Below are 13,017 nucleotides of genomic sequence, written 5' to 3' on the forward strand. Positions count from 1 at the left end.
TTGTTTCGGCAACTGTCGCTGACCCGGTGGGCGCCGGCCAAGACCCAACAGTGAGTTGCCGCCGTAAGCGGCTTCCTACACCGGAAGGGGAGAGAGATGCCAAATCTCAATATCAACGGACGGAATATGTCCGTCGAGGCGGCCAATGACACGCCGCTGCTTTGGGTCATCCGCGAGCAATTGCAGATGACGGGCACCAAATTCGGTTGCGGCGCCGGCCTGTGTGGCGCCTGCACGGTTCACGTCAACGGCGAAGCAGTGCGGTCCTGCCAGACCTCGGTCGCCGACGCCGTCGGCAAGAAGATCACCACCATCGAGGGCCTCTCCGCCAAGGGCGATCATCCCTTGCAGAAGGCCTGGGTCGCCGAGCAGGTGCCGCAATGCGGCTACTGCCAGTCCGGCCAGATCATGCAGGCGGCGGCGCTGCTGTCGAAGAACACCAACCCGACCAAGGAAGAAGTGGTCGCGCATATGGACGGCAACCTCTGCCGTTGCATGACCTATTCACGAATCCAGAAGGCGATCATGCGCGCTGCGTCCGACATGCGCACCGCATCGGCCACCGGATCCGAGCGGAGGGCCACATGAACAAGCACGTGAAAAACCTCGCGCCCGAGACGACCGATCTCAGCCGCCGTTCCTTCCTGGTCGGCACCGCTGCAACCGGCCTCGTGCTCGGCTACGCCGCGTCCGGCATCGACCAGGCGCTCGCGGCGCCCGCACCCGCCAGCTTCGAGCCGAGCGTCTGGTATTCGATCGCACCCGACGGTCTCGTCACCGTGACCTGCGGCAAGGCCGACATGGGCCAGCACGTCGCCTCGACCATGGCGCAGATCGTGGCCGAAGAGCTCGGCGCGAACTGGAAGGACATGCGGGTTCAGCTCGCCTCCAACGATCCGAAGTTCAACGATCCCGTGCTGGGCGCGCAGATCACCGGCGGCAGCTGGTCGACGATGATGAACTTCGATGCCATGAGCCGCGCCGGCGCAGCCGGCCGCATCGCATTGACCGAAGCGGCGGCAGCCTCCATGGGCGTGCCGGCCGGCGAGCTGGTGGTGCGCGATTCCAGGATCAGCCATGCGAAGTCGAAGAAGTCGATGTCGTTCGCCGAGGTGGTGAAGAGCGGCAAGGCGACCAAGACCTTCACGGCGGATGACCTGAAGGCGATCAAGCTCAAGACGCCCGACCAGTACACCATGATCGGCGTCTCGGTGCCGCAGCTCGACATTCCGTCGAAGGTCAACGGCACGGCCAAGTACGGCATCGACGTGATGGTGCCGGGCATGGTCTACGGCGCGCTGGTCACCCCGCCGGTGCGTTACGGCGCCACCGTGAAGTCGGTCGACGATAGCGCGGCCAAGAAGCTGCCCGGCTTCATCAAGGCCGTCACCCTCGACGACAAGACCACAACCACGACCGGCTGGGTCGTCGCGGTCGCCAACACCTATGCGCAGGCGAAGAAGGCCGCGGCGGCGCTGAAGATCAGCTATGACGGCGGTCCGAACGCAAAGCTGTCGAGCGAATCGCTGTTCGCCGAGGCCAAGCGGCTGCAGGGGCTCAGCGATTCCGGCGAGTTCTTCGTCAAGGACGGCGATCCGAACGCGGCGTACGGCTCGGCGGCCAAGGTGTTGGAGGCGGAATACACCACCAACATCAACATCCACGCGCCGATGGAGCCGATGAACGCCACCGCGGAGTTCAAGGGCGACATCCTGCACATCTATTCCGGCAACCAGTTCGCGACGCGCTCCGGCGCGATTGCGGCCGGCGCCGCCGGGATCGATCCGAAGTTCGTGGTGATGCACCAGATGTGGCTGGGCGGCGGTTTCGGCCGGCGTCTCGACGCCGACATGATGGTTCCCGCGGTGCAGGCGGCGAAGGCCGTCGGCAAGCCGGTCAAGGTCATCTACACGCGCGAAAACGACATGACGATGGATTTCTCGCGTCCGCTGACCTACCAGAAAGTGAAGGCCGGCATGGACGGCGACGGCAAGATCGTCGCGATGAGCCACGACGTGGTCTCGGCCTGGCCGACCGCGCGTTGGGGAATCCCCGATTTCCTCACACCGTCGGTCGACAAGAAGGGCCCGCTCGACTCCTTCACCGTGAACGGAGCGGACTTCTTCTACACCGTGCCCAATCACTATGTGCGGGCGATCAAGAACGAGATGGCGCACAACGCCACCCCGTCCGGTCAGCTCCGCTCGGTGGCGCCGGGTTGGACGTTCTGGGCGGTCGAAAGCATGATCGACGAGATCGCGCATGCGACCGGCAAGGACCCGGCGCAGCTGCGCATCTCGTTGCTCGACGGCAAGGGCAAGAATGACGGCGGCGCGCAGCGTCTGCGCAACACCTTGCTCGCTGCGATGGGCCTTGCCGGCTACGGCACCAAGCAGCTGCCCAAGGGCGAAGGCATGGGCGTTGCCTGCGTGTCGTCGCAGGAGCGCGCCACGGCGAGCTGGACCGCCTGCGTCGCCCATGTCGCGGTTGCCCCGTCGGGCGAGGTGACGGTGAAGAAGCTGACGGTTGCGACCGACGTCGGTACGCAGGTGAATCCCGATGGCATCCGCGCCCAGGTCGAGGGCGCGGCGCTGTGGGGCATGTCGCTGGCGCTGTTCGAGAAGGCGACGTTGAAGGACGGCGGCATCGAGCAGACCAACTTCGACAGCTATACGCCGCTTCGGATGAGCCAGCTGCCGGAAGTCGCGGTCAACGTCATCGCCAATGGCGAGAAGGCGACCGGCGTCGGCGAGCCGGCGGTGACGGTGGTGGCGCCGGCGATCGGCAACGCCGTCTTCAACGCGGTCGGCGCCCGCGTCCGAGGCCTGCCGATCACTGCGGAAGCCGTCAAGGCGGCGATGAAGGCGTAATGAGCTGAACGAACAAGGACGCCGGAGAGCACAAGCTCTCCGGCGTTTTTCTTGGCTCCGCGCGTCGGCCGGGCGGTGACGGCATCAACTTTGACGCCGCAAAAATTCATGATTCGCCGCTGACGCTCGCATCTGCATTGGTTTCCGGCCGGCCTGATTCTGCTGGCGGATTTGGCGATCCCTCAAATTGTATCCATTGCGCTTAAGCGCCGTTCAGCATCCCCATTAAGTTGGAGGGAACGCATCGTCAGGTAGCGTCCCGGCGTCGGTCGTTACCGCGACGGGGATGCCATGACTGCCTTAGCCAACAACCAGACTTCGAAGCGCCGCCTCCTGCTGGCGTCAGATCGAAGCGACCAGAGCAACGAGCTCGCCAGCATTTTGCGCTCGGTGGGCGAGGTCGATACCGTTCCGACTTCCGACATTCCCGAGCAGCCGGCCCGCGATCTCTCCGGCATCGTCGTCGACATCAACCTGCGCTCGCCCGAAGCCGTGCAGCTCGTCCGCGCCAAGCTGCAGGCCGACGCCTATCGCGAGATGCCGCGGCTGTTCGTGCTGGCGGATGCCTTGCATCACGCCTCGATGCAGGCCTGGGCGCTCGGCGCCACCGACACGATCTCGCGGCCGTTCGATGCGCGCGGAATCCTGCAGCGCATCCGTGCCGCGTTCCCCGACGACAGCGGCTATGACGAGACCGATCGCGGCAAGGCGCTCAACCGCGGCGTCGAGGCCGCGCACGGCGTGATGGTCAAGATGTTCGAGCGGATGCGCGCCGGCGAGCCGCTCAAGTTCGAGGACATCGTCGCCGCCGAGAACAAGATCCTCAAGGCGATCAAGCACAACTCGCTGCGCGAATGGCTGACCACGGTCGGCTGCCATCACCAGGAGACCTATCGTCACTGCCTGTTCGTGACCGGTTTTGCGGTCGCGTTCGCGCAGCATCTCGGCATGCGCGACGACGACCAGCGCCGGCTCGCCCGCGCCGCGCTGCTGCACGACGTCGGCAAGGCGTTCGTTCCGGTCGCGCTGCTCGACAAGCCCGGCGCATTGACGGTCGAGGAAATGGCCGAGATGCGCGAGCATCCGCGCCGCGGCTACGAGGCGCTGTCCGCGCAGGGCGGCTTTCCGCCGGAAATGCTCGACGTGATCCTGCATCATCACGAATTCCTCGACGGCACCGGCTATCCCAACGGCCTCAGCGGCAACCAGATCAGCGACATCGTCCGCGTCACCACGATCGTCGATGTCTATGCCGCTTTGGTCGAGAAGCGCGCCTACCGGCTGCAGTTCACCCATGCCAAGGCGTTCTCCATGATGGAGGAGATGGGCGGCAAGCTCGACCAGCAATTGCTGCAGGCGTTCCGCCCGGTGGCGTTCGGGCATTATTGAGCCCTCAACCCCGTCATTGCTTCGTCGCTTCGTCGTCGCAATGCCGGCTGAGGCGGCGGCTCTAGCCAATCAACGCAAGTCGTGCTCCTTACCTCCGCCTAGATTCCGGTGATCATCGGCAAGACCGATGCTCCGACGGGTGAGGACGATCATGGATACGGCAACGACCGGGGATTTCGACATCCCCGCCGACATCGCGGCAACCCTTGTCGATCCCGTCGCCTATGCGGACGACCGCATCCACGACAGCTATCGCTGGCTGCGCGCCAACAACCCGCTCGGCATCGCGCGGCCCGAGAAGTTCGATCCGTTCTGGGTGGTGACCAAGCACGCCCATATCCAGGCGATCAGCCGGCAGAACGAGCTGTTCCACAACGCCGACCGGCCGACCACGCTGACGACGCAGGCGCTCGAGGAGCGCGTTCGCAAGATCACCGGCGGGCCCAACCTGGTGCGCTCGCTGGTGCAGATGGACGCGCCCGACCACCCGAAATATCGCGCGCTGACGCAGGGCTGGTTCATGCCGACCAATCTCGGCAAGTTCGAGGCCCGCGTCCGCGAGATCGCGCGCGCCACGGTGCAGCGCATGCTCGCGAGGGGCGGCGCCTGCGATTTCGTCGAGGACGTTGCGCTCGGCTATCCCCTGCACGTCATCATGGAGATCCTCGGCGTGCCCGAGGCGGACGAGCCGCGCATGCTCAAGCTGACGCAGGAACTGTTCGGGCCGCAGGATCCCGACACCGCCCGGGTCCGCGACGCGCTCAGCGCGGAGCAGGTCTCCGCGATGCTGCAGGCGATCATCGCCGATTTCTCCGCCTACTTCCGCAAGATCACCGAGGATCGCCGCCAGAATCCGCGCGACGATCTCGCTACCGTCATCGCCAATGCGAAGATCGGCGGCGACTACATGCCGGAGCACGACCAGACCAGCTATTACATGATCGTCGCGACCGCGGGCCACGACACCACCTCATCCTCGACCGCGGGCGCGATCTGGGCGCTGGCCCGGGACCCCGCGGAATTCGCCAAGTTGAAGGCCAACCCGGACCTGATCCCGGGCCTGGTCGACGAGTCGATCCGCTGGATGACGCCGGTCAAGCATTTCATGCGCTCGGCCACCGCGGATACCGAACTCGGCGGCCGCAAGATCGCCAAGGGCGACTGGCTGATGCTGTGCTACGCCTCGGGCAATCGCGACGAGGAGGTGTTCGAGGACCCCGATCGCTTCCGCAGCGACCGCAAGCCCAATCGCCATGTCGCGTTCGGCTATGGCGCGCATCTCTGCCTCGGTCAGTACCTCGCCAAGCTCGAGATGCGCATCCTGTTCGAGGAGCTGCTGCCGCACCTGAAATCGCTGACGCTCGACGGCGAGGTGAAGATGACGCAGGCCTATTTTGTCAACGGCCCGAAGAAGCTGCCGATCCGCTTCGAGGTGAATTGAGCGTCATTGCGAGCCAACGGGTCGCGCGAACGCGCGCCCGATGACAGGCTCCGCGAAGCAATCCATGGCGCCACATACGGAAGCATGGATTGCTTCGTCGCTTTGCTCCTCGCAATGTCGGAAACCTCACTCCAGCATCTTCCTGAGCTCCGCCTTCGCGACCTTCTCCAGCGTCGAGCGCGGCATCTCGTCGACGAAGCGGATTTCGCGCGGCACCTTGAAGTCCGCGAGCGCGGCGCGGCAGGCGGTCATGACGTTGTCGTGCAAATCGGCGGGCAGGGCGGCGACGCCGGCTTGCGGGATGATGAAGACGACGGGCACCTCGTCCAGCATCGGGTGCTTCTTCGCCACCACCGCGGCCTCGCGCACGCCCGGCACCACCGCGATCACCTGCTCGATCTCGGAGGCCGCGACATTCTCGCCGCCGACCTTGAGCATGTCCTTGGAGCGATCGCCGAACTTGATGTAGCCGCGCTCCAGCATCGTGACGCGGTCGCCGGTGATGAAATAGCCGTGCTCGTCAAAGCTCTCGCGCGTCGCCTTCTCGTTGTGCAGATATTCGGCGAACAGCGACAGGCCGGGAATGCCCTTGATCAGCAGGTTGCCGGTCTCGCCGACGCCGGTCGGTGTGCCGTCATCGTTGGTGATGCGGATTTCGTATTCCGGCGCGGCGCGTCCGATCGACATCGGCGTGTTGGGCTGATCGACCTCGCCGATGATGCCGTGCGTGATGGTCTCGGTCATGCCCCACCAGCCGATGATCTTGATGCCGAAAACGCCGAAGGCAGGCGGCTCGTTCACGGCGGTGCCCCAGAGCCGGAACTTGTGATTCCTCGGCACCTCGTGCTCCAGCAGCGCCTTCATGCAGAACGGGATCGTCGAGGTCCAGGTCGAGCCGTGCTCCAGCGCCACCGGCCAGAAGCGGCTCGCCGAGAAGCGCGGCTGGATCACGCAGGTCGCTCCGACCCACAGGCTCGCCAGCATCGAATAGGCCAGCGCGTTGGTGTGAAACAGCGGCAGATAGGTCTGGTGCACGTCAAGGGCGTGCAGGTCCTGATGCGCGGCGTTGATCTTGGCGCCCCACAGCGCGTTGGCGTGGGTCCACAGCACCGCCTTCGGCCGCGACGTGGTGCCGGAGGTGTATTGCACGCTGCAAGGGGCGAGCGGATCGGTCGGGCGACGCGGCCGGTCGGCGCCGTCGGCAGACAGCGCCTCGAAACTGTCGCCGCGCGCGGGCGGCTGTGCCGGCGCTTGCCCGGCGTCGTGCGAGGTCACCGCGATCCAGCGCAGGCCCTTGCAGTTGGCTGATATCAGCTCGGCATAGGCCGGCTGGGTGATCGCGGCGACCGCGCCGCAATGGCCGGCAAAATATTCGATCTCGGCCGCGGCCGAGCGGGTGTTGGTGGTGACGGCGATGGCGCCGAGCTCGACGCAGGCGAACCACGACATGATCGCCTCGATGCAATTGTCGAGATGGATCAGGACATAGTCGCCCTGCCGGATGCCGCGCTTCGCAAGGCCCGCAGCGAGCGCGCCGACGCGCTCGTGGAATTCGCCGTAGCTCCAGCGCCGCGCCGGCGCGTCGAACGGCGCCCAGATCAGGAATGGATGATCGCGGCGCACCTCGGCACGCATTTTGAGCAGCCATGGCACATCGAGTCCCGCAAACGGTCCCACGACGCCCGGCACTGCTTTTGAATTGTTCATATGTCCTCCCGCGCGGCCTTGTCGGCCGCCATTGGTCTTGGTTGGGAGCAGTTCTGCCATCGGCGTGCGCCGAGAGCAAATCGGGATTTGCAAAGCGGTTTTGCGCTGAAGCTGTCTGTTCCGCCGCGCGGAAGAGATCGACTTGTTCGCGGCATCCGTCATCGGGCGCGCATTCGCACGCCACGCCGGCTCGCAATGACGATCGAAAGCTAGGTCGCGTCCTTCTCGTACGACGAGATCTCGATCAGGCTGCCGTCGGGGTCGCGGCAATAGACCGAGCGCAGCGTGCCGCGCGCGCCTTGCTTGGCCACCGGGCCTTCCTCGATCCTGACACCATTGGCCTTCAGATGCGCGACCACTTCCTCGGGCGTGCTCGAGGTGAGGAAGCAGAGATCGTCGCTGCCGGCCGCCTCGTGATCGGCGGTGAACCAGTCCACCTTGTCGGCATCGCGCGGCCGCACATTGATCTTCTGGTTGCCGAACACCAGTGAGGTGCGCGGCGTCTTGCCCTTGCCGGCGTCGAACACCTTCACCTCCATGCCGAGGATCCTGCTGTACCAGGCAACCGAGCGCACGACATCGGTGACGTTGATCACGAGATGGTCGAGCCCATTCACCTTGACGGACATGATCGATCCTTTTCGGTCCAGAGTGCTTTCGAGCGATGTGGTCGCCGGTTCTGGTGCGATCAGAGCCGCAGCTTAGTCTTTCGTCGCGGTCGGCGGCGCACGTGTCGCACTGGCCGCTTCAGGCATTGTTTGTTAAAACCGCGCCGCACGCAACGCAACAGAAACGGGCAGGGCGCCAAACCCTGCTGGATTGGGAGAAACTTCATGATTTCACGCCGTACCGCGCTGGGCCTGATCGGGTCGGGGATTTCGACATTTGCGATCGGCCGCGCTTCCGCTGCCGACTATCCGGCGCGGCCGGTGCGCTGGATCGTGGGTTATCCGCCGGGCGGCGCCACCGACATCATCGCGCGCCTGGTCGGGCAGCGGCTGTCGGAGAGGCTCGGGCAGCAATTCGTGATCGAGAACAAGCCGGGCGCCGGCAACAATATCGGCACCGAGGCGGCGATCAACGCCGAGCCGGACGGCTACACCGTGCTGCTGGTCAATCCGGCCAATTACATCAACGCTTCGCTCTACGCCAATCTGAAGTTCAACTTCGTGCGCGACGTCGCGCCGGTTGCTTCCTTCAATCGCGTGCCGAACGTGATGACCGTCAACAAGGACGTGCCGGCCAAGACCGTCGCCGAGTTCATCGAATATGTGAAGGCCAATCCCGGCAAGGTGAACATGGCCTCTTCCGGTAACGGCACCTCGGTGCATCTCTCCGGCGAGATGTTCATGGCGATGACCGGCTGCAAGATGCAGCACGTGCCGTATCGCGGCGCCGCGCCCGCGATCACCGACATGCTCGGCGGCCAGGTGCAAGTGATCTTCGACAACATGCCCTCGATCATCCAGCACATCCGCTCCGGCGCGCTGCGCGCGCTGGCGGTGACGTCAACCGAGCGATCCTCGCAACTGCCGGACGTTCCGTCGGTCGCCGAGACCGTGAAGGGCTACGAAGCGAGCGCGCTGTTTGGCATGGGCGCGCCGAAGAACATGCCGAAGGAAGTTATCGCCAAGCTCAACACCGAGATCAACGCCGTGCTCGCCGAACCCGACATGAAGAAGCGTCTGGTCGAGCTCGGCGGCGATCCGCTGATCCAGACGCCGGAAGCCTTCGGCAACGATATCAAGGCCGAAACCGACAAGTGGAAGAAGGTCGTCGAGTTCGCCGGCCTCAAGGTCGAGTAGACGTCGCAAGAGGCGCGATGCTGGATCGCGCGGGACAAATGTGGCCCGCGTGGTGCAGTCAAGTTCGTCGGCCTTGACGCGGAATAAATTGACGTTCAGGAACCTTATCAAAGATGCCGCACCTGACTAACTGCGGCATCCGAGGAGCCGGATCATGCGCGCATCGGGATTGGCAATGCTTGTTCTGGGAACGATGACGCTCGCCGGCGCGGCGAGTATCACGCCCGCTTCCGCCGATCCGTATGACTACCCATGGTGTGCGCAGGGCCCGAGCCTGGGCTACCCCGGCGAATGCGCCTACCGAACCTACGAGCAGTGTCTCGCGAGCGTGTCGGGCCGCTATCTCTATTGCGGCGAAAATCCGCGCTTCCTGTTCAGCGAACCGCCGCCGCCACCACCGCGCCGCTATCAGCGCCGGCACCGGACCGTTTATCCCGACTAGTGTTGCGGCATCACCGCAAGGCGGTCTGTCCCCACCATTCCTGACCTTCGTCCCCGCGCCGGGTCCATCCTGACGCGATCGTGAAGCCGCGCGCTTGACGTCGCGCCGTTTGCGCCTATACTAAACCACATGGTTAAGTATCAAGACGAGACGCTGGACCGCACCTTTGCGGCGCTTTCCGATCCCACCCGCCGCGCCCTGCTGGCGCGGCTCGGCGAGCAGGACAGCCTGTCGGTGAGCGAGCTGGCGCAGCCGTTCGCGATATCGTTGCCGGCGATCATGAAGCATCTCGACGTGCTCACCGATGCGGGTCTCGTCGCGCGCGAAAAGACCGGCCGCACGGTGGCGTGCCGGCTCACCGCGCGGCCGATGGAGCAGGCGATGAACTGGCTCAATCGCTATGCGCAATTCTGGTCCGACAACCTCGACCGCCTTGCCGCTTTTGTGGAGGAAGACCCATGGCAAACAAATCCGCAGTCGCCGCCGATGCCGGCCTCGCCGCGCGCCCAAGCCTCACCCTCACGCGGCGGCTCCGCGCGCGGCCGGAAAAAGTCTACGCCGCGTGGACCGAGCCGGAAAATCTAGCGCAGTGGTTCGGACCGGGTGGGGTCAAGCCGGCCACGACGCGCGCGGAGCTCGATGTCCGCGTCGGCGGACGCTATCGCATCGGATTCATCGGCACCAACGGCGAATATCACGAGGTCGCCGGCGTCTATCGTGAGGTGGTGCCGAACGAGAAGCTGGTGTTCAGCTGGGCCTGGCATTCGACGCCGGAGCGCGAATCCGAGGTGACGATATCGATCAAGCCCGATGCCGGCGGCACGCTGCTCACCTTCCATCACGCGCAGTTCGTCGATGAGACCGCCCGCGACAACCACCAGCGCGGCTGGACCGCATTCCTCGGCAATCTGGAAAGCTTTGTCGACGCCTGATCTGCAAAGGAGCATCCCATGCAACAGCACAACATCGTCTCGCGCGAAGAATGGATCGCAGCCCGCAAGGCGCTGATGATCGGCGAGAAGGAGTTGACCCAGGCCCGCGAAGCGCTGAGCCGGCAGCGCCGCGAACTGCCCTGGGTCAAGGTCGACAAGGACTATGTGTTCGACGGGCCGGGCGGCAAAATGACGCTCGGCGATCTCTTCAAGGGCAGGCCGCAACTCGTGGTGCAGCATGTGATGTTCGCGCCGGAATGGGACGCAGCGTGCAAGAGTTGCTCGTTCTGGGCCGACGGTTTCGAGCGCATGGTTCCGCATCTGGCTGCGCGCGACACCACGATGATCGCGGTCTCGCGGGCGCCGCTCGCCAAGCTCGACGCATTCAAGGCGCGGATGGGCTGGACCTTCGACTGGGTCTCCTCGGGAGAGAGCGACTTCAACTACGATTACGGCGTATCGTTCACGCAAGCGCAGATCGATGCGGGGACCGCGAAGTACAATTATGGAACGACCCCGCTCTATGGTCCCGAACTGCCCGGCATCAGCGTGTTCTGTCGCGACGAGCAGGGAAGCGTGTTCCACACCTACTCGACCTTCGCGCGCGGCCTCGACATGATGAATGCCGCCTATCACTACCTCGACCTGACGCCGCTCGGCCGCCACGAGGAAGGATTGCCCTATCCGATGGACTGGGTGCGGCTACGTGACCAGTACCAACCGGCGCCGGTTCAGGCATCCTGCTGTCACAGCTGATCGTCATTGCGCGGGGCTCGCGACAAGATTGCAGAGCAATTTTGCGCGGAAGCGACGAAGCAATCCATCTTCAGCGTTTGGAGAGATGGATTGCTTCGTTGGCGCTCGCAATGACAGGGAGCCCAAACAACAGGAATCGCCCATGCCTTACGTCGATGGATTCATCGTCGCCGTGCCGAAGAAGAAACTCAAAGCCTATGCGCAGCTCTCGAAGAAGGCCGGCAAGGTCTGGCGCGAGTATGGCGCGCTGGACTATCGCGAATGGGTCGCCGACGACGTCAAGCCGGGCAAGCTGACCTCATTTCCGCAGAGCGTGAAACTGAAGGCCGGCGAAACCGTCGTGTTCGCCTGGATCACCTACAAGTCGCGCGCCCAGCGCGACAGGATCAACGCCAAGGTGATGGCCGATCCGCGCCTGGCGTCGATGGGCACGGGCGATGTGCCGTTCGACGGCAAGCGGATGATCTATGGCGGCTTTGCCAGCCTCGTGAAGGTTTGACGCGGCACGGTTTCGCCGCAATCCGCGCAGTAACCGGCTGTTAAACATCACGCTTGGCAGGCGGCGCGATGCCGCTTGCGTTTACTTGGTGATCCCGTATACTTTGCAATACAAAGTTCGGGCGAATCATGCGTGACCTCGACAAGGCGTTGGCCGATATCCTCGCGATCCGCAGCCAGATTGCGGCCGGAACGGCGTTTCGCGGCTACGGTCCGGCGACCGTCGCCGCCACCAGTGGCATCGCGCTCGTCACGGCGCTTGCGCAATATCTCTGGCTTGCCGATCCCACCGCTCATCCGATCGCATTCCTCGCAGGCTGGGCGGCGGCCGCGTTGGTCTCCGCCGTGCTGATCTGGATCGAGATGCAGGCGCGCTCGCGGCGGCATCATTCCGGCCTTGCGGACGCGATGGTCCAGCAGGCGATCGAGCAGTTCGTTCCGGCTGTTATCGCCGGCGTGCTGCTCGCTGTCCTGCAATGGAAGTTCGCGCCCGAGACGCTGTGGATGCTGCCCGGCCTGTGGCAGGTCCTGGTCAGCCTCGGCGTGTTCGCCTCGGTCCGCCTGCTGCCGCGCACGATCGCGCTCGGCGGCGCCTGGTATTTCCTGTCGGGATTCACGGTGCTGCTGATCGCAAGCCAGAGCCACGCGCTGTCGCCCTGGACCATGGGATTGCCATTCGCGATCGGCCAGTTGCTGCTCGCAGCGCTGCTCTATTTCGCTTCCGGAGGCCATGATGCCGAAGACTGACCTGACCACCGCGCCGTTCGCCTATGACGGCCTCGACCGCGTCATCCACGAGAAGGCGCGGCTCGGCCTGTTGACCTCGCTGATGGCGCATCCGAAGGGGCTCGCCTTTGCCGATCTCAAGCAGCTCTGCGGCCTGACCGACGGCAATCTCAGCCGGCACCTCCAGGTGCTGCAGGAGGCCGGTCTCGTCGACGTCATCAAGGGCTATGAAGGCAATCGTCCGCACACCACCTGCCGCCTGACCAGGAGCGGCCGCCGCCGTTTCCTCGACTATCTCGCCGTGCTCGAGCAACTGGTGCGTGACGCGGCCAGGGCTGCCGGCTCGGCAGACAAGGCCGGCGGCAAGGCTGAGAAGACCGCCGGCAAGGACGACGGCGCAGCTGGCCGCCTCGGTATCCAGCCGGTTTGAACCATTCCATTTTTGTCCGGA

General features: G+C 64.7%; 13 protein-coding genes and 1 pseudogene. 12 read left to right on the plus strand and 2 right to left on the minus strand.

What is annotated here, in order from left to right; translation table 11 throughout:
* Window positions 1–96: 96 nt before the first annotated feature.
* The 4 genes from JEY66_RS01135 (at window position 97) to JEY66_RS01150 (ending at window position 5,700) form a co-directional block, all read left to right on the plus strand.
* Window positions 97–588: a (2Fe-2S)-binding protein gene (locus JEY66_RS01135; RefSeq protein WP_026192016.1), complete on the plus strand. Its 492-nt coding sequence runs from the start codon at window positions 97–99 to the stop codon at window positions 586–588.
* Window positions 585–2,870 carry a xanthine dehydrogenase family protein molybdopterin-binding subunit gene (locus JEY66_RS01140; protein WP_016842659.1) on the plus strand — a complete coding sequence of 762 codons (2,286 nt, stop codon included), beginning with the start codon at window positions 585–587 and terminating at the stop codon, window positions 2,868–2,870. The genes JEY66_RS01135 and JEY66_RS01140 overlap by 4 nt, the downstream gene beginning before the upstream one ends.
* 291 nt (window positions 2,871–3,161) lie before the next feature.
* Window positions 3,162–4,259 (plus strand): HD-GYP domain-containing protein, encoded by a 1,098-nt coding sequence (locus tag JEY66_RS01145; protein WP_016842658.1) that lies wholly within the window; start codon window positions 3,162–3,164, stop codon window positions 4,257–4,259.
* Between the two features lie 151 nt (window positions 4,260–4,410).
* A complete protein-coding gene (locus JEY66_RS01150; protein ID WP_016842657.1) occupies window positions 4,411–5,700 on the plus strand; it encodes a cytochrome P450 in 1,290 nt (429 codons plus the stop codon).
* 126 nt (window positions 5,701–5,826) lie between these two features.
* Here the strand turns inward: JEY66_RS01150 and JEY66_RS01155 are convergent, their stop codons facing one another.
* Both JEY66_RS01155 and JEY66_RS01160 read right to left on the minus strand, forming a co-directional pair.
* Entirely contained in the window at window positions 5,827–7,407 is a 1,581-nt protein-coding gene (locus JEY66_RS01155) for an AMP-binding protein (protein WP_018269239.1), read from the minus strand.
* 209 nt (window positions 7,408–7,616) lie between these two features.
* The gene (locus tag JEY66_RS01160) at window positions 7,617–8,036 is read right to left on the minus strand and encodes a VOC family protein (RefSeq protein WP_016843620.1); all 420 of its coding nucleotides are present in this window, start codon (window positions 8,034–8,036) and stop codon (window positions 7,617–7,619) included.
* A gap of 204 nt (window positions 8,037–8,240) precedes the next feature.
* Between JEY66_RS01160 and JEY66_RS01165 the strand changes: the two genes are divergently transcribed.
* The 8 genes and pseudogenes from JEY66_RS01165 (at window position 8,241) to JEY66_RS01200 (ending at window position 12,996) form a co-directional block, all read left to right on the plus strand.
* Window positions 8,241–9,212, plus strand: a complete 972-nt coding sequence (locus JEY66_RS01165; RefSeq protein WP_016843619.1) for a Bug family tripartite tricarboxylate transporter substrate binding protein — start codon at window positions 8,241–8,243, stop codon at window positions 9,210–9,212.
* A gap of 154 nt (window positions 9,213–9,366) precedes the next feature.
* On the plus strand, window positions 9,367–9,654 hold the full coding sequence (locus JEY66_RS01170) for a DUF3551 domain-containing protein (protein ID WP_026192015.1): 288 nt from the start codon (window positions 9,367–9,369) through the stop codon (window positions 9,652–9,654).
* A gap of 129 nt (window positions 9,655–9,783) precedes the next feature.
* A complete protein-coding gene (locus tag JEY66_RS01175) occupies window positions 9,784–10,239 on the plus strand; it encodes an ArsR/SmtB family transcription factor (RefSeq protein ID WP_075969198.1) in 456 nt (151 codons plus the stop codon).
* Window positions 10,224–10,586 (plus strand): annotated as a pseudogene (locus tag JEY66_RS01180) (SRPBCC family protein); the annotation flags it as partial. The gene JEY66_RS01175 and the pseudogene JEY66_RS01180, both read left to right, overlap by 16 nt.
* 18 nt (window positions 10,587–10,604) lie before the next feature.
* Window positions 10,605–11,342, plus strand: coding sequence for a DUF899 domain-containing protein (locus JEY66_RS01185; RefSeq protein WP_016843615.1), 738 nt, complete (start codon window positions 10,605–10,607; stop codon window positions 11,340–11,342).
* Window positions 11,343–11,484: 142 nt separating this feature from the next.
* Window positions 11,485–11,841 (plus strand): DUF1428 domain-containing protein, encoded by a 357-nt coding sequence (locus tag JEY66_RS01190; RefSeq protein ID WP_016843614.1) that lies wholly within the window; start codon window positions 11,485–11,487, stop codon window positions 11,839–11,841.
* Window positions 11,842–11,969: 128 nt separating this feature from the next.
* Window positions 11,970–12,587, plus strand: a complete 618-nt coding sequence (locus JEY66_RS01195; RefSeq protein ID WP_016843613.1) for a hypothetical protein — start codon at window positions 11,970–11,972, stop codon at window positions 12,585–12,587.
* Window positions 12,574–12,996: a transcriptional regulator gene (locus tag JEY66_RS01200; protein WP_075969197.1), complete on the plus strand. Its 423-nt coding sequence runs from the start codon at window positions 12,574–12,576 to the stop codon at window positions 12,994–12,996. Before JEY66_RS01195 ends, JEY66_RS01200 begins: the two co-directional genes overlap by 14 nt.
* The last annotated feature ends 21 nt before the right edge of the window (window positions 12,997–13,017 follow it).

Source organism: Bradyrhizobium elkanii USDA 76 (genome assembly GCF_023278185.1).
GTDB classification, from domain to species: domain Bacteria; phylum Pseudomonadota; class Alphaproteobacteria; order Rhizobiales; family Xanthobacteraceae; genus Bradyrhizobium; species Bradyrhizobium elkanii.